This is a genomic window from Arcicella lustrica (genome assembly GCF_034930985.1).
Classification (GTDB): domain Bacteria; phylum Bacteroidota; class Bacteroidia; order Cytophagales; family Spirosomataceae; genus Arcicella; species Arcicella lustrica.
In genome coordinates this window covers 128,935-152,298 of record NZ_JAYGIM010000004.1, presented here as the reverse complement: position 1 = coordinate 152,298, position 23,364 = coordinate 128,935, and the positions used below count along the sequence as shown (strand labels likewise).

Genomic DNA, 23,364 nt, shown 5'->3' with positions numbered 1-23,364 from the left:
CTTATATCAATGAACATCAAAAAAGACATAGTAATGAGGCTACGCCTCGTGTTTTTGCTAATCCTTTGCTTTGCAGGAGGTATCATTTGGCGTATTGTTCAATTGCAAAATATTGAAGGTGAAAAATGGCGTAAAGCATCTAGTCTCAGATACGTTAGTGAAAGAACGATTGAAGCTGTTCGTGGGAATATTTATGCAGACGATGGTAGTTTGCTGGCTACTTCTTTGCCTAAATATCGTTTAGGTTTCGACCCGCTCGTTTCTTTATCAGATAAAAACAAAAGGATTTTTGATGATGGAATCGAAGAACTTTGTAAAAAGCTCTCCAACTTTTATGGTGATAAAGATTGGAAAGATTATTACTCTATGATTAATCTGGCTCGTCATGAAAAAGACCGATACATTCTTTTAAACAATTCTTTGATTGACTTTCAAGATGTAAAAATGATGAAGAAATGGCCTATTTTCAAAGAAGGAAAGTATAAAGGCGGTGTAGTTTTTGAAAAAGTAAATGTGCGTTATAATCCTTTTGGTAAAATGGGTTTCCGTACTATTGGTTATAAAAAAGACAAAGAAAAAGTAGGGATTGAAAACAGTTTTGATAGTCAATTAGCGGGAGTTCCGGGTAAAGGTATTTTTGAAAAGATAGGACAAGGAAGTTTTCGTCCGATAGATGGCGGAGAAGAAGCTATTCCTATTCCCGGTTTAGATATTCACACCACTATTAATGTGAATATTCAAGACGTTGCAGAAAGTTCTTTATTGAGAGCTTTGAAAAGGTCGGGTGCAGATAAAGGTTGCGTAGTTGTGATGGAAGTAGCCACAGGAGAAATCAAAGCAATGACCAACCTTACTAGAATGCGTGATACTTCTAATTATGCAGAAACTTATAATCATGCAGTATTAGGGTTGACCGATCCGGGTTCTGTATTCAAATTAGCTTCGATGGTTGCTTTGATGGAAGAATGGAATCTATCTAATGATGAACTAGTAGAAACAGGAGATGGAAAAATAAAAATAGGAGATAAGATTCTGGAAGATTCTAAAACAACAGGTTACGGAACAATAACAGCCCAATCTGTTTTTGAACATTCTTCAAATGTTGGTACAGCCAAATTGATGTTAAAGTATTTTGGAAAAGGAAATGAAAAGAAGTATTACAAAAAATTACATGATTTTCATTTAGATCAAAGACTGAATTTTCAATTAAGACCTGATGCCATTCCAAGAATTAGTCCACCGAAAAAAGGGGATATTACAGGTTTACCTTGGAATTCTATCGGATATGGAATGTTACTGACGCCCCTTCAAATGTTAACCTTTTATAATGCCATTGCAAATGATGGCAAATGGATTCAGCCCATTATCGTAAAAGAAACAAGAGTAGCGGATAAAGTAGAAGATGATTTCAAACTAAAACAAGAAGTAGATGAAAACCCGATTTGTTCAGAAGAAACACTTAAAAAAGTAAGAAAAATGCTTGAAGGTGTGGTAGAAAGAGGAACAGCATCGAACATCAAAAATGATTTATATAAAATTGCAGGAAAAACAGGTACTTCTCAAAAACTAATCAATGGCAAGTATCGTAAAGGAATGTATTATACTTCATTCATTGGTTATTTTCCTGCAGATGCACCCAAGTACAGTTGTGTAGTAGCGATTGATAATCCGAGAGGTGTAAAAAGAGAAGCTCTTTTTGCAAGTGATGCTTCGGCACCAGTGTTTAAAGAAATTGCAGATAAGATTTATGCTTGTGATATTCAAATGCACAAATTATTGGCAAAAGGTGCAAACGGAGGAGTAAAGCTTACAAGTCAGAAGCAGATTGCCCATACTTCAGACATTAAGGCAATCAATGAAGAATTTGGTATTGAAAGAAAACCAAGTAACGAAGGTTGGGCAGTAATGCAAGCTGAAAGCGGTAAAGTACATTATGAAGAACATAGTAATCCTAAAAATAAAGTACCTGATTTAAGAGGAATGTCTCTGAGAGATGCACTTTATGTTTTAGAAAACAAAGGTTTTAAAGTAAGTTACTCGGGTTTTGGGAAAGTAAAGAGCCAATCCATTCCTCCGGGAGTAATTGCTGCGAAGAATAGAACCATTGGTTTAGTGTTGAATTAGAAGTAAATAGTTGTGAATTGTGAATGATGAGTTGTGAATTTAGGAGGTTAAATTGTAGCAACAATTTACAAAAGAACAGTACATCAACATTTTTGACTCGCAATTCATCACTCACAATTCACAACTCGTACTGATTAAAAATAAAATTCCTTTTAAATATTTATTATGCAAATCCTGTCCAATCTTCTTAAAAATATTCAAACGATTACCATCATTGGTGATTCGTCAGTAGAAGTATCCTCTATTATTATTGATTCTCGTGTGGTGACAGAAGGGTCAATGTTTGTTGCTTTAAAAGGAACACAAGTAGATGGACATACTTTTATTGAAAAAGCAATTGGATTGGGAGCGAAATCAATTCTTTGTGAAGATTTACCTGAAGTACAAGCAGAAAACATTACTTATATCCAAGTAAAAGATGCTTCAGAAACATTGGGTTATGTAGCTTCTACATTTTATGGTAATCCTTCAGCGAAATTAAAATTAGTTGGCATCACAGGAACTAATGGAAAGACGACAACCGTAATGTTATTATTCCGTTTGTTTCGTCAATTAGGTTATCGTTGTGGTTTGATTTCAACTGTTCAAAATCAGATTGATGAAGAAGTAATTCCATCAACACATACCACGCCCGATGCTGTAAGTTTGAATAAACTTTTGGCAGAGATGATTCAAGCTGGCTGTACTCACGCTTTTATGGAAGTAAGTTCTCATTCAGTGGTGCAACATCGTATTACAGGAGTAACTTTTGCAGGAGCAATTTTCTCGAATATTACGCACGACCATCTCGATTTCCACGGAACATTCGATAATTATATCAAAGCCAAAAAAGGCTTTTTTGATGCTTTACCCAAAACAGCTTTTGCATTAATCAATGTAGATGACCGTCGTGGTTCGGTAATGGTTCAAAATACCAAAGCAAGTATCAAAACGTACTCTTTAGAAACGCTTGCTACAGTAAAAGGCAGAATCGTTTCAGATAGTATTTATGGCTTGCAAATGGAAATAGATGGACGAGAAATACATTTCCAGCTTATCGGTACTTTCAATGCTTATAATTTAATGGCAATTTATGGTGCAGCTACTTTATTGGGCGAAGACCCAGACGAAGTATTGGTTGAAATGTCTGGTTTGAAAACCGCACCGGGAAGGTTTGAACAAATCGTTTCTATTAAAGACAGAAAAATAGGCATTGTAGATTATGCTCATACGCCAGATGCGCTAGAAAATGTGTTGAAAACTATCAAGCAAATTAAAGGAGATGACCAACAAATAATTACTGTAGTAGGTTGTGGAGGAAACAGAGATGCTACCAAGCGACCAATCATGGCAAAAATTGCTTGTAATTTATCTAACAAAGTAATCTTGACTTCTGATAATCCAAGAAAGGAAGACCCAATGGAGATTTTAGCACAAATGCAAAAAGGAGTTCCGCCGATTGATTTCAAGAAAACTAAAACGATTGAAGATAGAAAAGAAGCCATTTTTTATGCAGTAAATACTTTGGCACAAGCAGGAGATATTATTTTAGTAGCTGGGAAAGGACATGAAACTTATCAGGACATACAAGGAGTGAAACACGATTTTGATGATAGATTAGTATTGAAAGAAGCTTTTGCGAACTAACAAAAGTTTTCAACAAAAGAGATAAAGGATTAGCAACTGAATATTGCTTTAAAACTCAATAACATTAGTAAATTTGCTTCTGTGTTTATTTTTTAAAAGCTATTTGAGTCTGTCCTCATAATTTTTCGCCATCATTCTAACCAAATTATTATGCTTTATTATTTATTTGATTATTTAGACAAACACTTCAATTTTCCTGGAGCGGGTTTGTTTCAATACATCACTTTCCGTGCTTTTGCAGCGGTAATTACCTCTTTAGGAATTGCGGCGATATGGGGAAAAACAGTTATCAACTTACTCAGAAAATTACAAATTGGCGAAGCCATCAGAGATTTAGGTTTAGAAGGACAAATGCAAAAAAAGGGAACTCCAACAATGGGAGGATTCATCATTTTGCTTTCATTAATTGTGCCTACACTTTTGTTTGCCAAGCTCGATAATATTTATATCATCTTATTATTAGTAACAGCAGTTTGGTTAGGTGCTGTAGGTTTTATTGATGATTATATTAAAGTATTCAAAAAGAATAAAGAAGGACTTTCGGGTAAATTCAAAATTGTTGGTCAGATTGGTTTAGGTTTAATTGTAGGACTTACGATGTGGTTTAACGATGGCATTAAAGTACGTTTTTACGAAAAAGCTAAGATTGCTTCGAACATTGGAGAAGTACAAAAATTTACCGATTCAAAAGCTCTGATTTCAACTGTACCTTTCTTGAAAAACAACCAATTTGATTATAGTTATTTGATTCCAGACTTTTTAGGATTAGATGAATATACTTGGGTAGTTTATGTAATTGCAGTGATTTTTATCATTACGGCGGTATCGAACGGAGCTAATATTACAGATGGCATTGATGGATTAGCCGCAGGAACTTCAATGATTATCGGAATCGGTTTAGCAGTATTAGCTTACGTTTCTGGAAATAAAGTATTTTCACAATACTTGAATGTAATGTTTATTCCTAATTCAGGAGAGTTAGCTGTTTTTTGTGCCGCCTTTGTCGGGGCTTGTATTGGTTTTTTATGGTACAATTCATTTCCAGCACAAGTATTTATGGGCGATACTGGTAGCTTAATGTTAGGTGGAATCATCGCTACTTTGGCCATTGTAATCAGAAAAGAATTGTTGATTCCTGTGCTTTGTGGTATTTTCTTGATAGAATTACTCTCTGTAATTATGCAAGTGAGTTATTTTAAATATACAAAAAAGAAGTTTGGCGAAGGGCGAAGGATTTTCCTGATGTCACCATTGCATCACCATTTTCAGAAAAAAGGCTACCATGAAGCGAAATTGGTAACCCGTTTCTGGATTATCTGTATTCTTTTAGTCGTAATATCAGTAGTAACTTTGAAATTACGATAGCATTTAAAGAACTGGTTTCCCAAAAAACACTTTCGGCAAACCGAAAGTGTTTTTTGTTTTTAACCTAATAATAAACGTTTTTCTTAATTCACATGAATATACGACCATTCGTAAAAACTTTCCAGATTTTATAATGAGACAAAAAACTAATTTGTAATTTTGACGTTATTAATTTGTGAAGTTTAGTCAATCAAGCTTACCAATGCAGTACAGCAAATTAGCGAGATTACATTAAGTTTGTTTTGTATTGAGATGACGTACACATAAATGGTAAGTTGAAATACTTATTTAATTTTATCTTTTTAGTAAATCATAGCATATCATGTTAATCAAGATCATCCTCATCATTTTATTTATCATATTCATTTTTCCAAGTTTGTTAAAATGGGCTTTTAGAGGATTTGTGGTTTCTCAAATCAATAAAGCACAGCAAGACTTTCAGCAACAACAACGTACTCAACATTCGTCTAATCATAAAAATAAAAGAGAAGGACAAATTGACGTTGATTATGTACCTACTAAAAAAGGAAAAGGAACTGAAAACTTCAATGGAGGTGAATATATAGATTATGAAGAGGTAAAATAAACCTCTTCGCTACACTTATGTTGATGAATTTTATCATCTTATAACAAACAGGGGTATTCGTATCATTATTCTTCTGATTTGTCTAAAATCAAGTTTAAAAATTTTGATTTCATGATAAAAATTGTATTTTTGTTAAACGTGAATTTGTACTTTTTGTGGAATTAAGCCCAAAACATATTCTTTTTTGCATTAAATGCACATTTTTGATACTTTTCTTCATCAAAACAAATCCAATATCTGCGAGTAAAAATAGTACTAATCTAAGTTTTTTTGTTGATGAACATAGCGTTATTTTAAATAACAATTCGATATTATCTTCTAAGGATTTCTCTAAAATGAATGGCTTTTCATGCCAAAACAATAATAACTCATCAAAGCGATACAAGTCATTAAAAGCCTTACGTAATCATGCTTATTTTTTCTCATTAGAAAACCTCATTTTGGGTTTTGATGATTCTGATTTGGATGATGACGAACAACAACAAGTTCAAAAAAAAACAAAGACTTCAAAACGTAACAGAACAGCTTGTATAGGTAATATCTTTAGCCCAGCTGATACTTTTATATTTGATATTAATAATCTTCATGAGACGAAAAGTAATTTCATCTACAAAGATGCTCATTACCTCGACGTCATTATTTTATTCCACTCACCACCCCCAGAATACTCCCTTTTTTTAGTGGCTTAGTATTCCAAAAACTTTCTTAAAAATTTGTGTTAATGATTGATAGAGCCTTCGTTCCTTACGAAGATTTATCGCTATGGCTATTCTTTTTTGAAAGATTTTGATCCGTAAAATCTTAATGTATTGTAAAACTGAAAATTTATTCAGTATCTCAGAAACTCCTAGAAAAGTTTCCTGATAGCGTATTGATTTTTGATAAAACATCTCACTCTTTTTAGTGAGGAAGACTTTATTGGGTTTTGCCTAAAGCACTCTATTTACCCAAATGTATTTATTCACTTAATTTATTTATGTAATGAAAAAAGTATTCATGCTTACATGCTTCAGTGCTGTTTTATTGATGACGGCATGTTCAACAAACAAAGACAGTAAAGAAAAACAAGAAGAATTTCCGACGACTAACCCAATCGTCATTGATACAGAGTACAATAATGATTATGTGTCAGACATCAACGCTATCAAGAATGTAGAAATTCGTGCGAGAGTAAAAGGTTATATCGAAAAAATTTATGTGGACGAAGGGAAATTTGTAAAGCAAGGACAAATATTATTTAGCATCAGTAGTCAAGAATATAAAGAAGAAATCTTGAAGGCAAAAGCATTGCTAAAAAGTGCTATTGCAGAAGCAAAAGCAGCAGAATTGAATCTGCAAAATGTGAAATTGTTGGTTGATAAAAATGTAGTTTCTAAAACAGAATATGAAATGGCAAAAGCAAAATTAGATGCTTTGAATGCCAGAATTGAAGAAGCACAGTCGCATGAAACAAGTGCTAAATTAAAATTATCATTTACTGAAATCAAAGCACCATTTGATGGCATTGTTGATAGAATTCCGAACAAAATAGGAAGTTTAATCGACGAAGGAACATTACTAACCACAATTTCAGACAACCAAGAAGTATTTGCTTACTTCAATGTATCTGAAAAAGAATATTTAGAGTTTGCTAAAACCATCAGAGAATCTGCAAAAAGCGAAGTGTCTCTAATTTTGGCGAATAACGAAACACATAATTATAAAGGAAATATTGAAACGATTGAGGGAGAGTTTGATAAAAATACAGGAAGCATTGCTTTTAGAGCTCGTTTTTCAAATCCTGAAAAAATATTAAAACATGGTTCAAGCGGTAAAGTAAGAATTAAAAATAATGTAAAAGGTGCGTTAGTGATTCCGCAGAAATCAACTTTTGAAATTCAAGATAAGATTTTTGTGTATGTGTTGGATAAAGACAATAAAATACAAACCAGAAGCATAGTACCAAGGTTGAGAATCCCACATTTGTATGTCATAGAATCAGGCGTTACAACAAGTGATAGAATTATTTATGAAGGTATTCAGAATGTGAAAGATGGCATGAAAGTCATTCCAGAAATGATTTCGATGACAAAAATTATTGATGATTTAAGAAATAAGTAATCATCATCTTTCAAGCTGTAATCGACATTATCAGTATTGAAATGTTTCGATTAAATATCTTTCATCAATCCAAAGACGAAAAAATATGTTTACAACATTCATCAATAGGCCAGTGCTGTCAATCGTAATTTCCCTGATAATTCTATTATTAGGGCTTTTAGCAATGACACAACTGCCCGTTACACAGTTCCCAGATATTGCTCCACCAGCAGTAACGGTTACAACAAAATATACAGGTGCCAATGCCGAAGTATGTGCCAAAGCAGTAGTTACACCTTTAGAGCGTGCCATCAATGGTGTTCCCGGAATGACTTATATGACATCCGTTTCAGGTAATGATGGAACAAGTATCGTACAAGTATATTTTCAAGTAGGAACAGACCCAGATTTAGCGGCTGTAAACGTGCAGAACAGGGTTTCAACAGTTTTGGATGAATTACCCGAAGAAGTAATTAAAGCGGGGGTTTCTACCGAAAAAGAAGTAAACAGTATGTTGATGTACCTAAACATCATGACGAGTGATACTACTGCGGATGAGAAATTCCTGTACAATTTTACTGACATTAACATTCTTGCAGAATTAAAAAGAATTGATGGAGTAGGTTTTGCCGACATCATGGGGCAACGTGAATATTCTATGCGTGTGTGGTTAAAACCAGATAGAATGACAGCCTATAATGTTTCGGCAGAAGACATCATGAATGCCCTAAGAAGCCAAAACGTTGAAGCTGCACCCGGAAAAATTGGAGAAAGCTCTGGTAGAAAAGCACAGTCTTTACAGTATGTATTACGTTACACAGGTAAATACACCAAAATTGAACAGTATGAAAATGTAATCATCAAGGCTAATCCTAACGGAGAAATACTTCGTTTAAAAGAAGTTGCTGATATAGAATTTGGCTCGCTTGATTATGACGTACTTTCTAAAGAAAATGGAAAACCGTCTGCGGCGATTATCTTGAAACAAAGACCGGGTTCAAATGCGAGTCAAGTAATTGCAAATGTAAAGAAAAGAATGGCTGAGTTAAAAGTAGCAACTTTCCCTCCCGGAATGGACTACAATATCAGTTATGACGTTTCTCGTTTCTTGGATGCCTCTATTCACGAAGTAATCAAAACCCTTATTGAAGCCTTTATTTTGGTGGCTTTGGTTGTATTTATTTTCTTACAAGATTTCCGCTCTACTTTGATTCCTGCATTAGCAGTACCTGTTTCTTTGATTGGTACTTTCTTCTTTATGCAGATTTTCGGGTTTTCGATTAACTTATTAACCCTTTTCGCATTAGTATTAGCTATCGGGATTGTAGTGGATAATGCCATTGTTGTTGTGGAAGCAGTACACGCAAAAATGGAAACAGAACATCTGGATGCCAGAGAAGCAACGATTTCATCTATGAACGAAATCAGCGGAGCTATTGTAGCGATTACTTTGGTAATGACAGCCGTGTTTATTCCTGTTGCATTTCTATCTGGCCCAGTTGGGGTTTTCTATCGGCAGTTCTCTATTACCATGGCGATTGCCATCGTGATTTCTGGAGTAAATGCCTTGACATTAACGCCAGCACTTTGTGCCATTATGTTGAAAAACAATCATGGGAAGCCTAAAAAAGCAACCTTGGTAAGCAGATTTTTTGACCAATTCAATAAGAAATATGATGGTTTGTCAGATGGATACAAATCATTATTAGGTTCGATTGCTAATAGAAGAGTTGTTACTTTCTTGATGTTAATTTTCTTTATTGTCGCTACTTGGGGTACAAATATCTTTTTACCTTCTGGCTTTATTCCAACCGAAGACCAAGGTACAGTTTATGCTAACGTAACTACTCCGTCAGGTTCAACAGTTGAAAGAACGGAAGCCGTAATGGATGAAATTCAGAAAGCAACAACTGAAATAGAAGCAGTAGAATCAATTTCTACTTTATCAGGTTTTAGTTTGTTGACAGATGGTTCTGGAGCTTCTTTCGGGATGGGGATGATTAACCTAAAAGCTTGGGAAGAAAGGAAAGAATCTGTTGATGATGTGGTTGAGATTTTGAAAGAAAAAACTAAAAATATCAAAGATGCAAGTATTCAGTTTTTCCCACCGCCAGCAGTACCAGGTTATGGTAATGCCAGCGGTTTTGAATTAAGAGTACAAGACAGAACAGGTAGTGGTGATTTACAAAAACTTCAAAAAGTAACAGAAACTTTTATTGAAGAATTGAACAAACGTCCAGAAATTCAGAATGCTTTTACCAGTTTTGATGCGAGTTTTCCACAATATTTAATCAATGTGGATAACGATAAAGCTGCACAAAAAGGAGTTTCTGTGAATAATGCAATGGATAATTTACAGTCTTTAATTGGTAGTTTCTATGCAACAAACTTTATTCGTTTTGGACAAATGTATAAAGTAATGATTCAGGCATTGCCAAAATACCGTGCGCAACCAGATGATATTTTAAGAATGTATGTAAAAAATGATAAAGGTGAAATGGTCCCTTATTCTGCTTTTATCAGAGTAGAACGAGTTTACGGACCAGAACAGCTTACTCGCTATAATATGTACACTTCGGCGATGATTAACGGTGAACCTGCTCCGGGTTTTAGTAGTGGTAAAGCCATTGAAGCCATCAAAGAAGTAGCTTTAGAAAAACTTCCTAAAGGATATACTTATGATTGGTCGGGGATGACAAGAGATGAAATCTTATCAGGCGACCAAGCTATTTATATTTTTATCATTTGTTTGGTCTTCGTTTATCTTCTATTGGCTGCCCAGTACGAAAGCTTCTTATTGCCAATTCCAGTAATTCTTTCTTTGCCAACGGGTATATTCGGAGCATTTGCTTTACTCTTAGTTTTAGGTTTACAGAACAACATTTATGCACAAGTAGCACTTGTCATGCTGATTGGTTTATTGGGTAAAAATGCCATTTTGATTGTAGAGTTTGCCATTTTAAAACAAAAAGAAGGGCGTACTCCACTTGAAGCCGCTATTGAAGGAGCAGTATCAAGATTAAGACCAATTTTAATGACTTCTTTTGCCTTCATTGCAGGACTAATTCCTTTGATGACAGCATCTGGTGCTGGTGCTATCGGTAACAGAACCATCGGTTCGGCAGCAGCAGGCGGTATGCTTTTCGGAACAGTATTTGGCGTAATAATCATTCCCGGATTGTACGTGATTTTTGCAACAATGGCACTGAAAAAAACTAAGAAAAATAAGAAAGAAGAATTAATTCTTAATTAGAAAATGATGATTAAACTAAAATATTATTTACTCTCTTTTGGGCTTTTCTTGGCGTTGATGTTTACGAATTGTAAACCCTTGAAAACCTACAAACAGCCTTTGTTGAAAACAATGCCTGAATCTTATAACAGTAAAAAGGATTCAACCAACGATGCAGCGATTAATTGGAAAAGCTATTTTACAGATGAAACGCTGATTGCTTTGATTGACACAGCTTTGACCAATAATATTGATTTGTTAATGACTTTGCAAAAAATTGAAATGGCGCAACAGCAACTCAACTTTGCAAAAGTGTTAGGAAAACCATTTGTGAATGCTGGAGTTTCGGTCGGACAAAAAAGATTTGGAAAATATACGATGGATGGAGTGGGAAACTACGACACCAATTTTTCAAATAATATTACCGACGACCAAAAAATATCAGAACATCTTCCTGATTTTAATATTGGCTTACAAAGTTCTTGGGAAGTTGATATTTGGGGTAAATTGCGCAATAAAAAAATGGCAGCCATTGCTCGTTATTTAGCAAGTGTTGAAGGTAAAAACTGGATTATAACTAATTTGATTTCTGAGATTTCAGCAAGTTATTATAGCCTGATTGCTTTGGATAATGAATTAGATATTATCAAAGAAACCAGAAATCTTCAATTGAATGAGTTGCAAATTATTAAAGCGCAAAAAGAAGCTGGTTATGCCAACGAATTAGCGGTGAAGCAATTTGAATCGAGAATTCTCAATACAAGAAGTTTAGAAGTAGAAATTTTGCAATCGATTGTTGAAATTGAAAATAAAATCAACTTTTTGTTAGCGAGGTATCCGCAACCTATTTTTCGTGATAAATTGCAATTTACCAAACCTTTGCCAACGCAAATCCGAATGGGAATTCCGACACAATTATTGAGAAATCGCCCAGATGTGAAAAAAGCAGAGTATGAAGTAATGGCAGCCAAAGCAGATGTTGAAGCGGCACGTTTGGCTTTTTATCCTTCATTAAATATCAATGCGAATGTTGGATTCCAAACCTTTAATCCAGCTTATGTTGTTTCTCCACAGTCAATCGCCTACAATCTTTTAGGTGGTTTGTCGGCTCCAGTAATCAACAGAAAAGGATTAAATGCAGATTTCGGCATGGCGAATGCCATTCAAACAGAAGCTTTGTATAATTATCAAAAAAGTATCATTGGCGCTTATACAGAGGTTTATAATGAGATGTCGAACATTAAAAATCTTAATTTAATTCAGGAATTAAAGAGCCAAGAAGTAAGTATTTTAACGGAATCTATCGTTACTTCTACCGATTTATTTAAAACTGGTAGAGCCACTTACTTAGAAGTTTTAATCACTCAAACCAATGCTTTACAAGCCAGAATCGAATTGATAAATGTGAAAAAACAACAATACGATGCCGTTGTGAATATTTATAAAGCATTAGGCGGAGGTTGGAGATAAATTGTTTTGGGATTCTTCATAGAGGAATATTTCCTTAAAAGAAGAATCCCATTTACAACATCGACAAATGTAAGTGAATGGTATTTTTGAGAAAATAGCGAAGGAAATGTTTCCAAATAATTTCCTTAAATTCGTATCATCAATAAATTAAAATTACCTTTCATGAAAAAAAATACACTTCTAATCAGCATCTTATGTTTATCAGCTACTTTTTTCCAGACAAATGCTCAGAAAATCGCTGAAAAATATGCTAAAACCATTACGGTAAAAGACCTAAGAAAACACCTGACTTTTATCGCTTCAGATAGTCTAAAAGGACGAGACACAGGTTCGCCAGAACAAAAAGTAGCCGCAGAATATATTGCCAAACAATTCAGTAATTATGGCTTTAAAGCTCCCGTAAATGGAAAATCGCATCTTCAATTGGTAGATTTAGTAAAACGTGGTTGGGGCGATTTTTACTTAAAAACAAAGAATAAAGAATTCAAATACTTATCAGATTTCATAGCTAACAGTATTTCGCCAATGCCACAAGAAGAAAACTTTGAAACGGTTTTTGTAGGATACGGGATTGAAGATAAAGCTTTGAACGATTACGAAAGCACAAAAGTAAACGGTAAAATCGTAGTCGCTTTTGAAGGAGAACCACGTTTGGCCGATGGAAGTTATTTGATTTCTGGGAATACAGAAATGTCGAAATGGAGTAAAGGCGATGCATGGAAGGAAAAAATGGCAACTGCCAAAAGTAAAGGAGCGAAGGCTTTATTGTTGATTTCAAAACAAAGTGTTGAGGAATTTGAAAAAGTAATTAAGCAACGCCAAACGATGTTAAAGCGTTTTGGAAATGCCAGAATTAACTTTGCAGAAGAGAAAGACCCACAAAGTTCAGATTTCGCAGTTTTGACGATTGGACAAACAATGGCAGCCGATTTATTCAATACTACTGTTGCTGAATTAAGTAATCTGAAAGAAAAGGCAATTACTAAAAGTGTTGCTAATCAATTGGAGAAACAATCTGTAAAGATTAAAATTGAAAGAACTGTTCAGCCTGTTGAAACTTATAACGTATTAGGATATTTAGAAGGAACGGATAAAAAAGATGAATTAGTGATTGTTACTTCTCATTATGACCACGTAGGAGTAACCGATGGGAAAATCTATAATGGTGCTGATGATGATGGTTCTGGAACGGTTTCGGTTTTGGAAGTAGCTCAAGCATTTAGTGAAGCTGCAAAATCAGGAAATAAACCAAGAAGAAGTATGCTTTTCATGACGGTTACTGGCGAAGAAAAAGGCTTGTTGGGTTCTGAATATTATGTAAGACATCCAGTTTTTCCATTAGAAAGTACAGTTTGTGACATTAATATCGACATGGTTGGTAGAACCGACAAAGAACATGAAGGTAAAGGTGATTATATTTATGTGATTGGTTCAGATAAACTTTCTTCAGAATTGCACGCTTCTTTGATTGAACAAAATGCAAAGCATAATCCAATTGATTTAGATTTTCGTTTCAACGACCCGAACGACCCAAATCGCTTCTATTATCGTTCAGACCATTACAATTTTGCCAAAAATAAAATCCCAGTAGCGTTTTTCTTCAATGGTGTGCACGACGATTATCACCAACCGACCGACGATGTTGAGAAAATAGAATTTGATAAAATGGAGAAAAGAGCCAAGTTAGTATTCTATTTAGCTTGGGATATTGCTAATCGTGATAAGAGAATCGTGGTAGATTCAGATAAAAAATAGGTTTCTCTTTCTGTCATTTTACGTTAATCTGATAAATCTAGGCTTCAATTTGTGAATAAATATTCCAGATTGAAGCCTAGATTTGTTAATCCATTTATGAAAAAATACTTCTTTTTACTTCTTCCGTTTTTTGCGGCTGTTTCTGATAAACAGACGGTTACTTATTTCGCCGATACAATTTCCACTGAAAACTTAGAAAAACACTTGAGTTTTTTGGCAAGCGATAGTTTAAGAGGTCGTCTGACGGGTTCAAAAGAACAGAAAATTGCGGCTGTGTATCTGGCAAAGTATTTTCAAGAAAATGGACTGAAAGCAATTGTTGCTCAGAATACTTCTGATTCCTCATTTTTCCAGTCGTTTTACATCAAAAAATATTTTGGAGGACAACATAGTATTATGTTGAATCCTACCAATAAAATGAGCCGAGCAAAGAATGTAATTGCTACCGAAAACGTAATAGGCTTTTTGGAAGGAACTGATAAAAAGGAGGAAGTATTGGTTATTTCTGCACATTACGACCATATCGGCACCAAAAATGGAACAGTATTCAACGGTGCTGACGATGATGGTTCTGGAACAGTAGCGATGATGGAAATGGCGAGAGTATTTTCAGAAGCTAAAAAGCAAGGGAAAAGTCCAAGAAGAAGTATTTTGTTTATCGCATTTGCAGGAGAAGAATATGGACTTTTAGGTTCAGAGTATTATACAGAAAAGCCCGTTATTCCATTAAAAAATACGATTTGTGATTTGAACATTGATATGATTGGAAGGATAGACGAACTCCATGCCAATCAAAAAAACTATGTTTATTTGATTGGTTCAGATAAAATTTCTCAAGAATTGCATGCTCTGAGCGAACGTAATAATGCACTTTTTACAAACCTGAAATTAGATTATAGCTATAATTCAGAATCGCACCCACAACAATTATACTATCGCTCAGACCATTATAATTTTGCTAAAAATCGTATTCCAATCATTTTTTACTTCGATGGCGAACATCCAGATTATCATCAATCTACCGATGATGTGGATAGAATAGATTTTGAATTACTCAAAAAAAGAACTCAATTGGTATTTTACACCGCATGGGATATTGCCAATCGAGAAGGAACATTGAATTAATTATTGCCCAAGAATTGCTTTTTCGATTACTTCTGGAAAATGTTTATGTTCTAATACTTGTCCTTTTTTAGCAACATCTTCAGGCGTATCGGTTGGCAAAACTGGATAGGAAGCTTGGAAAATGATAGCGCCTTCGTCGTAATGTTCGTTAACCAAATGAATAGTAATACCCGATTCTGTTTCTTTGTTTTCTACCACAGCTTCATGCACAAAATGCCCGTACATGCCTTTTCCTCCAAATTTTGGTAAAAGTGCTGGATGAATATTGATAATTTTATTTGGAAACGCTTCTACTACATTTTTAGGAACAAGCCATAAAAAGCCCGCTAAAATTACCCAGTCGATGTGGTTTTCTTTCAGAATATCAACTACTTCACCAGACTTGAATTGTTGACGATTGAACATTACCAAAGGAATATTTAATCGTTCGGCTCTTTGAATTACACCCGCTTCAGGATTATTACAAAGAAAAAGTTTTACGTTGATTTCTTTCGAATCTGAAAAGTATTCAACGATGCGTTCGGCATTTGAGCCTGAACCAGAAGCGAAAATGGCAATATTTTTAGACAAAACAGATTGGATTTAACAAATTTCAAACAAATTTAAGGATAGAATTACAACCTAGCCCAACTTTTAGGTGTCTTTGTTTCAACTTAAATATCTAAATCATGAAAAAGAATATTTATCGTACTGTAGCAGTTGCTCTATTAACAACACTTGTTTGGGCTTGTGGCGTAACACTTGACCCAACGCCTTTGTGCGGATGTTCGCCAGTTCCTAGTCTGAGTGACATCATGGTTGGAAAATGGAATTTTGTCGGTTATGTCAAAGAAGATAGTTTGGTGATTGAAAAAGAGTTAGTGAAGACAAGCACAGCAAAGTTTCCTGTTGATTTGGAGATAGCTCGTAGTAATACAGCCCAAAATGCCAACGATTTAACAATCAATGGAAAATCAGCTGTTAATACCTATAATGGAAGTATGACTCTAGCTACAAGTACTAGTTGGAGGGATTGGACTGGTTTGGCAAGTGGAAGTTTAGGGCAGACCAAAATGGCAGGTTCACCAACTGAAATGGCTTTTGAATTAAAGTATTTTAATAGTTTACTGGCAAGTGAACAGGTTAAAATTGAAGATGGAATGAATCTCTTATTAAGAATCAAAATTCCAAATGATGAGATGCTTTTTGTAAGAAAAAGATAAATACGAGTCATCTCGAATTTTTTCTTTATATAGTGAGGTTAAGGAGAATTTGAAAGGTTATTGTCTAGTCCTTACTTTTCTTTCCTTGATGAAAGAAAAGTAACAAAAGAAAATCAAGAATTCCTAAACTCGCTTCGCTCAAACAGTAGGAATTCATTGCTAATCAATCACAAAAAAGCGGTCAAAATTAGTTTTTTGACCGCTTTTTTGTGATTTTAAAATTCGGGATGACTCATGATCAAAGTTGATTCGTAATCATTTTCTGTAAAGCCTTTTCTTCCAAATATCCAGTTGAACGCTTTACTTGCTTTCCATTTTTGAAAATGATAAAGGTTGGAATTTCTTCAACTTTATAGTTTTCTATCACAGCCTTGCTGGCATCAGCATCTACTTTTACAAATTTCACTTTCCCAGTTAATTCCTGAGTAAGTTTATCTACAGTCGGCATCATTTTGATACAAGGGCCACACCAAGAAGCAAAGAAGTCTAAAACGACTACATCATTTTCTTTCAAAATAGTCTCAATTTCTGTTTTAGAGTACCCTTTAGCATTGGTATTTTCCTTTGAGCCTTCAACAGGTAAGTTGTTCGCTGTCCATTTTAAATAACCACCTTGTAATTCATAAACCGAAGAAAAACCATTTTGCTTCAATACTTCAGCCGCTGCCTTGCTTCTTCCTCCAGACAGACAATACACGAAAACAGGTTTAGTTTTATCTAAAGTATTTATTTTTTGAACGAAATCTGGACTACGATAATCAATATTCAGCGCTTTCGTCAGATGACCTCCGCCAAATTCTCCAGCAGTACGAACGTCTAAAAGCTGTGCATTGCTTGTTTCAGAATATTTTTTCTGAAATTCATCAGTTGACAAAACTTGTGAGAAGCAATTACTTATATTTGCAGTAGAAAGTATGGTAAAAAATATAAATGTGCGAATAATATTTTTCATTATTTTTAGTATTAAAATTAAGTAACTATGAAAGTATTAGAAAAGTACAAGCAATCTTGAAAAAAGGCTTAAATTTGTTTTCAAGAATTTGAATAAAGTATTCAGTTCACTTGAAAATGGTTTTGATTTTCAAAGATTGAATAAATATTTTACTTGAAGAAGAGAGAGTATTATCTAATTTACAAAAATTCCCTCCGTTTATAACCAAAAACAAAATTTACGCAAAATGAGTGCAATTCAACATGTACACGCAAGACAAATTTTGGATTCTCGTGGAAATCCAACAATCGAAGTAGATATCCGTACCGAAGATGGTGCTTTTGGACGTGCCGCTGTGCCTTCTGGAGCTTCAACAGGTATTCACGAGGCCGTTGAATTACGTGATGAGGATAAAAGCGTTTACGTGGGTAAAGGTGTTTTAAAAGCCGTTGAAAACGTAAATACTGCTATTGCTCAAGAATTGTGGGGCTTAGAAGTTTCTGAGCAAAATATGATTGACCGTTTGATGATTGAGTTAGACGGAACGCCTAACAAAGGTAATTTAGGAGCAAACGCTATCTTAGGTGTTTCTTTAGCAGTAGCTAAAGCGGCAGCTCAAGAGTCTGGTTTGTCTTTATATCGTTATATTGGTGGTGTTAATGCTAACACTTTGCCAGTACCAATGATGAATATCTTGAACGGTGGTTCTCATGCTGATAACTCTATCGACTTCCAAGAATTCATGGTAATGCCAGCTAAAGCTGAATCATTCTCGCACGCTTTGCGTATGGGTACTGAAGTTTTCCATGCTTTGAAAGGTGTATTGAAATCTAAAGGATATTCAACTAACGTAGGTGATGAAGGTGGTTTTGCACCAAACATCAAATCTAACGAAGAGGCAATCGAAATCGTTTTACAATCAATCGAAAAAGCAGGTTACAAACCAGGTGAAGAAATTTTCATCGCAATGGATGCTGCTGCTTCTGAATTCTATAACGAAGAAACTGGTCTTTATACATTCAAGAAATCAGATGGCAAGCAATTGAACAACATGGAAATGGCTGCTTACTGGAAAACTTGGGCTGATAAATATCCAATCATCTCTATCGAAGATGGTATGGCTGAAGATGACTGGGCTGGTTGGGCAGAGCAAACTAAATTGATTGGTAGCAAAGTTCAATTAGTAGGTGACGATTTATTTGTAACAAACGTAAAACGTTTACAAATGGGTATCGAACAAGGTGTTGCTAACGCTGTATTAGTAAAAGTAAACCAAATTGGTTCTTTAACTGAAACTATCGACACTATTAACTTAGCGAAACGTAATTCATACAAAAACATCATGTCTCACCGTTCAGGTGAAACTGAAGATGCTACAATTGCTGACTTAGCAGTAGCATTGAACACAGGTCAAATCAAAACTGGTTCGGCTTCTCGTTCAGACCGTATGGCTAAATACAACCAATTACTTCGTATCGAAGAAGAATTAGGCGCAAACGCTTACTTCCCAGGATTGAATTTCTAATTGGAAATAACAGATTTAAAAGAGCCTTGCAGAGTTTTTGCAAGGCTCTTTTATTTTTTAGGGCTGAAATACTTTATATTTGTATATCTAAAAAGCAACACTTGCCATTGCTATGAAAAAATTACTCTTAGTAAAATATAGATTTTATACACTTACACTATCAGTATTGGTAGTTTGGATGTTTTGTTTTGATGATAATAATGTATTTACTCAAATTAAAATGTACCGAGAATTAAGCAGATTAGAAGATGAAACTGCTTATTACGCTGAGAAATTAAAGGAAGTAGAAAAAGAAAAAATAGAAGTAATGGGAAGTCCGAGTTTGATTGAAAAGTTTGCTCGTGAAAAATATCTGATGAAAAAGCCCAATGAAGAGATTTTTGTTATTGTCGATGAAGACAATCTGCCATTAGAGAAGTAAATCTTTTCAAAATAAAAGCAAATGAGCCTGTATTACTAAGCCGTTTTACAGGTTTTTTTGTGAAATTTGTAATCCAGCTTTATTTTACACAATTCTTAGTTTGGATGAATCTCTGAATTGTTATCGTTAAAAAAAATGATGTTAAAAATCTTATTTGTTTGTACTGGTAATATTTGTCGTTCGCCTATTGCGGAGGAAACTTTTAGAAGAGCTGTGAAAGCCCGTGGTTTACAGCGTGTCATTCAGTGTGATTCTGCCGCTACTCATGCTTATCATATCGGAGATTTACCTGACCCACGTACTCGTAAAAATGCAGAATCGCATGGGCTAGAACTTACTCATCATTGTAGAAAGCTTTCTGGAGAAGATTTTTCTGTTTTTGACTACATCGTAGCGATGGACAATTATAATATGGAAAATATTCAAACCATCAGCGCACGTTCTATCGGCATTAAACAAGCAGAAGAAAATTGCTTTTTGTACAGAAAATTTGACAATGTACTTCAAAATAAAGTAATGGAAGTGCCTGATCCATACTATGGAAATTCTGATAATTTTGAAGAAGTTTATCAAATTGTGAATCGTTGTGCGGATACTTTTTTAGATTTCTTAATTGATAAACATCATTTGTAGATGAAAAGATTAATCTTAATATTACTGACATTAATTTCGAGTGAGATTTCAGCGCAATCTTATCAAGAAAGTATAGTAAAACATCGAGAACATTATAAAAATGAGTTTTTGGAAAGTGGTAGTAATAGCCCTTTAAAAAAGGAGGATTTGGCATTTCTTCGCTTTTATGAACCTGATGAAAGCTTCAAAGTAAATTGTACTTTTAAAAAGTCAGATAATGTTAGTCCATTTAAAATGATGACATCGTCTGGCAAAAAGAAAGAATATTATAAATATGGAGTACTCTCTTTTCAGTTGCAAGGGCAAAATGTTGAGTTGAATGTTTATCGAAGTATGGATTTGATGTCGATACCGAAGTACAAAAATTACTTATTCATTCCATTCAAAGATGCTACAAATGGCAAAGATACTTATGGCGGCGGACGATATTTAGCGCTTGAAACTACCGATATTCAAAATGATAGCGTAATTTTAGACTTTAATAAAGCATATAATCCATATTGTGCCTTTAGTGATGGCTATAGCTGTCCAATTCCTCCTAAAGAAAATCATTTAGTGGTTTTGATTGAAGCAGGAGAGAAAACTTTCGGAAAAGAACATTAATTGATAATGGTGAATTGTGAGCGGTCCGCCGCAGCGGTGATGAGTTGTGAATAGTTTGAAGATAAGTTTCAAAGTTCTGATTTGCAGTATGTTACTTGATTAATCGAATTTTAAAAATTATAAAAAACTAAAAGCTCATTGCTCAAAGCTTACAGCTAATTTCTAACGCTAATAAAACAAATCAAGCAATACACGTGGACAAAAAAGTAATTTTAATTATCCTTGACGGTTGGGGAATAGCTCAGAAGGGTTATGAAGACCGTTCGGCAATCATTGCAGCCAAAACGCCATTTTATGATTCTATTCTGGCGAATAATCCAAACAGTACTTTGGTTACATTTGGTCCTGAAGTAGGTTTACCAGAAGGACAATTTGGTAATTCAGAAGTTGGGCACATGAATTTAGGGGCTGGTCGTACTGTAAAACAAAGTTTGGTACGTTTGAATGATGCGATTGAACAAGATACTCTTCGCCATGAACCAGTTTTAGTGAAAGCGATTAAGTATGCTAAAGATAATAATAAGCCTTTCCATTTGATGGGTTTAGTGTCTGATGGTGGTGTACATGCACACATCAATCACGTAAAAGCATTGTGTAATGTTTTGAAAGATAATGGTTTAGATAAAGTATATATCCATGCTTTTACAGATGGACGTGATACTGATCCTAAATCAGGCAAAGGGTATATTGAAGATTTATCTTCTTTCTTAACAACTTCTGTGGGTAAAATTGCAAGTGTAACGGGTCGTTATTATGCAATGGACAGAGATAACCGTTGGGAACGTATCCAAAAGGCTTACGATGTAATGGTAAAAGGAATCGGAACTGAAACAGAAGATGTTTTGGCTTCCATTGCGGCATCTTATGAAGCGGGTGTAACAGATGAGTTTATCGACCCACTTTTAGTAACAGAAAATGGAGTACCAGTTGCTACGATTGCAGAAGGCGATGTAGTATTATGTTTCAATTATCGTACAGACCGTCCGCAGGAAATCACAAAAGCGTTAACGCAACAAGATTTCCCTGAAAATGGTATGAAGAAATTGGATATTCAGTACTATACTTTAACAAATTACAACAAATCGTTTGTCGGAGTAAATGTAATTTTTGATGACAGTAACTTGCCTGCTACTTTAGGTGAAGTATTATCTGAAGCTGGTAAAAAACAAATCAGAATTGCAGAAACTGAGAAATATCCACACGTTACTTTCTTCTTCTCTGGCGGTCGTAATGAAGAATTTGAAGGCGAAAGTCGTATTCTTTGTAATTCACCGAAAGTAGCTACTTATGATTTACAACCAGAAATGTCTGTGTATGAAGTACGTGATAGTTTGGTACCTGCTTTGGTAGATGAAAAAGCTGATTTCGTTTGTTTGAACTTTGCTAATCCTGATATGGTTGGTCATACTGGCGATTTCCAAGCGGTAGTTGAGGCTTGTGAAGCAGTAGATCAATCTTTAGAAGCTGTTGTAAATGCTGGGGTTGAACATGGTTATTCTGTAATCGTATTAGCTGACCACGGAAATGCTGATTATATGATTAATGACGATGGTTCACCAAATACACAACATAGCTTAAACCTTGTACCTTGTATTTTGATTGACAAAGATAAAAAAGCAATCAAAAATGGTAAATTAGGTGATATTGCTCCAACAATTTTAGATTTGATGGGTGTTGAAAAGCCAGCAATTATGACTGGTGTAAGCTTAGTTTAGAGTGTAGAGTTGTGAGTGAACAAATAAAACATGAGTTATCAAAACAATAAAAAGCGGTCGAAAAACTAATTTCGACCGCTTTTTATTGTTTTGATGAGCAATGAATTCCTACTGTTTGAGCGGAGCGAGTTTAGGAATTCTTGATTTTTTTGTTACTTTTTGTATCAAGACAAAAAGTAAGGACGAGTATAAATACAAAATCTCTAAAAACCTCTAGAACTAGTTTTAAGAAAAAAATCGGGATGATTCTTGCTTTTGCTTTTCTATTTTAAGGTAATGGAATAATCAATTTTTCGCCTCTTTCAGTAATGTCTTTTGTCTTTTTATTAGCGTCCATGATTGACTGTTTGCTAACACCATATTTCTGAGCAACGACTCTTAAAATATCACCCGGACCTACTGTATGAATCGCTTTTACTTTTACATTCAATTTAGTAATGCCAACTTTAATACCTTCAGGTTTTACATCAGGATTAAGTGTTTGTAAAGCAGCTTTACTGATATGATAACGATTCGCAATACCATAAAAAGTTTCTCCAGCTTGTACTGTATGTACAAAGGTTGTTCCCTTTAAAGGTGCTTCCGTAGTTTTCTTTTCAGTTTTGGCTACTTCTTCAACCTTTTTGGTTTCTTCTTTTTTCTTCTCTGCTACTTTTTCTTCTTGAGCTTTTTTGTCTTGCTTTTCTGCTTCATCAACTGTTGTTGATGCTTTTTTATCTTCTTTTTCTGCACCTTCTTCTGGCATTTCAGTTGTTGGGGCAGTTACGAGATCAGCATCTTCTTGCCCTTTCATCGCATCCGATTTGGGTGGAGTACTTAGAACAACTTCAGTTTTGGTGGTATCATCACTCATCGACTGCCAACCAACATAAAGCAAAGCAATTACCAATGCCACTAATACCAAAAGGGTAATCATGGGAATGTTTGAATTTTCTTCTGCTGGGCGAGGATTACGATAGTCTTCCATATTTC

Annotated in this window: 19 protein-coding genes; 16 read left to right on the top strand and 3 right to left on the bottom strand. The window is 34.7% G+C overall.

All coding sequences use genetic code 11. The annotated features are described in order from the left end of the window. Positions 1-33 precede the first annotated feature (33 nt). The 10 genes from VB798_RS06085 (at position 34) to VB798_RS06040 (ending at position 15,362) form a co-directional block, all read left to right on the top strand. Positions 34-2,124, top strand: a complete 2,091-nt coding sequence (locus VB798_RS06085) for a penicillin-binding protein (RefSeq protein ID WP_323257028.1) — start codon at positions 34-36, stop codon at positions 2,122-2,124. 165 nt (positions 2,125-2,289) lie between these two features. Then, positions 2,290-3,750, top strand: a complete 1,461-nt coding sequence (locus tag VB798_RS06080; protein WP_323257026.1) for a UDP-N-acetylmuramoyl-L-alanyl-D-glutamate--2,6-diaminopimelate ligase — start codon at positions 2,290-2,292, stop codon at positions 3,748-3,750. A gap of 150 nt (positions 3,751-3,900) precedes the next feature. Next, positions 3,901-5,115: a phospho-N-acetylmuramoyl-pentapeptide-transferase gene (gene mraY, locus VB798_RS06075; protein WP_323257024.1), complete on the top strand. Its 1,215-nt coding sequence runs from the start codon at positions 3,901-3,903 to the stop codon at positions 5,113-5,115. Between the two features lie 322 nt (positions 5,116-5,437). Continuing rightward, positions 5,438-5,701 (top strand): DUF4834 family protein, encoded by a 264-nt coding sequence (locus VB798_RS06070; protein ID WP_323257022.1) that lies wholly within the window; start codon positions 5,438-5,440, stop codon positions 5,699-5,701. Between the two features lie 203 nt (positions 5,702-5,904). After that, on the top strand, positions 5,905-6,390 hold the full coding sequence (locus tag VB798_RS06065) for a hypothetical protein (RefSeq protein ID WP_323257020.1): 486 nt from the start codon (positions 5,905-5,907) through the stop codon (positions 6,388-6,390). A 307-nt stretch (positions 6,391-6,697) separates the two neighbouring features. Further along, complete coding sequence (locus VB798_RS06060; protein WP_323257018.1) at positions 6,698-7,801, top strand: efflux RND transporter periplasmic adaptor subunit; 1,104 nt, start codon at positions 6,698-6,700, stop codon at positions 7,799-7,801. Positions 7,802-7,886: 85 nt separating this feature from the next. Next, positions 7,887-11,033, top strand: a complete 3,147-nt coding sequence (locus VB798_RS06055; protein ID WP_323257016.1) for an efflux RND transporter permease subunit — start codon at positions 7,887-7,889, stop codon at positions 11,031-11,033. A gap of 3 nt (positions 11,034-11,036) precedes the next feature. Beyond that, the gene (locus tag VB798_RS06050) at positions 11,037-12,482 is read left to right on the top strand and encodes a TolC family protein (RefSeq protein WP_323257015.1); all 1,446 of its coding nucleotides are present in this window, start codon (positions 11,037-11,039) and stop codon (positions 12,480-12,482) included. A gap of 162 nt (positions 12,483-12,644) precedes the next feature. Beyond that, positions 12,645-14,237: a M28 family peptidase gene (locus VB798_RS06045; RefSeq protein ID WP_323257013.1), complete on the top strand. Its 1,593-nt coding sequence runs from the start codon at positions 12,645-12,647 to the stop codon at positions 14,235-14,237. Positions 14,238-14,333: 96 nt separating this feature from the next. After that, complete coding sequence (locus VB798_RS06040) at positions 14,334-15,362, top strand: M28 family peptidase (protein ID WP_323257011.1); 1,029 nt, start codon at positions 14,334-14,336, stop codon at positions 15,360-15,362. Here the strand turns inward: VB798_RS06040 and purN are convergent, their stop codons facing one another. After that, positions 15,363-15,932 (bottom strand): phosphoribosylglycinamide formyltransferase, encoded by a 570-nt coding sequence (gene purN, locus VB798_RS06035; protein WP_323257008.1) that lies wholly within the window; start codon positions 15,930-15,932, stop codon positions 15,363-15,365. A gap of 98 nt (positions 15,933-16,030) precedes the next feature. On the opposite strand from purN, the gene VB798_RS06030 reads away from it, so the two are divergent. After that, on the top strand, positions 16,031-16,564 hold the full coding sequence (locus tag VB798_RS06030) for an META domain-containing protein (RefSeq protein ID WP_323257006.1): 534 nt from the start codon (positions 16,031-16,033) through the stop codon (positions 16,562-16,564). 238 nt (positions 16,565-16,802) lie between these two features. Here the strand turns inward: VB798_RS06030 and trxA are convergent, their stop codons facing one another. Beyond that, a complete protein-coding gene (gene trxA, locus VB798_RS06025) occupies positions 16,803-17,516 on the bottom strand; it encodes a thioredoxin (RefSeq protein ID WP_323257004.1) in 714 nt (237 codons plus the stop codon). A gap of 226 nt (positions 17,517-17,742) precedes the next feature. Here trxA and eno point away from each other — a divergent pair, with 226 nt between their 5' ends. The 5 genes from eno (at position 17,743) to gpmI (ending at position 22,392) form a co-directional block, all read left to right on the top strand. Further along, complete coding sequence (gene eno / locus VB798_RS06020) at positions 17,743-19,020, top strand: phosphopyruvate hydratase (RefSeq protein WP_323257002.1); 1,278 nt, start codon at positions 17,743-17,745, stop codon at positions 19,018-19,020. A 112-nt stretch (positions 19,021-19,132) separates the two neighbouring features. Next, positions 19,133-19,441, top strand: a complete 309-nt coding sequence (locus tag VB798_RS06015) for an FtsB family cell division protein (RefSeq protein ID WP_323257000.1) — start codon at positions 19,133-19,135, stop codon at positions 19,439-19,441. Positions 19,442-19,576: 135 nt separating this feature from the next. Next, positions 19,577-20,074, top strand: coding sequence for a low molecular weight protein-tyrosine-phosphatase (locus VB798_RS06010; RefSeq protein ID WP_323256998.1), 498 nt, complete (start codon positions 19,577-19,579; stop codon positions 20,072-20,074). Continuing rightward, positions 20,075-20,677 carry a DUF1684 domain-containing protein gene (locus VB798_RS06005; protein ID WP_323256996.1) on the top strand — a complete coding sequence of 201 codons (603 nt, stop codon included), beginning with the start codon at positions 20,075-20,077 and terminating at the stop codon, positions 20,675-20,677. Between the two features lie 194 nt (positions 20,678-20,871). Beyond that, entirely contained in the window at positions 20,872-22,392 is a 1,521-nt protein-coding gene (gene gpmI, locus VB798_RS06000) for a 2,3-bisphosphoglycerate-independent phosphoglycerate mutase (RefSeq protein WP_323256994.1), read from the top strand. A gap of 268 nt (positions 22,393-22,660) precedes the next feature. Here the strand turns inward: gpmI and VB798_RS05995 are convergent, their stop codons facing one another. Then, on the bottom strand, positions 22,661-23,359 hold the full coding sequence (locus tag VB798_RS05995; protein ID WP_323256992.1) for a LysM peptidoglycan-binding domain-containing protein: 699 nt from the start codon (positions 23,357-23,359) through the stop codon (positions 22,661-22,663). Positions 23,360-23,364: the final 5 nt, after the last annotated feature.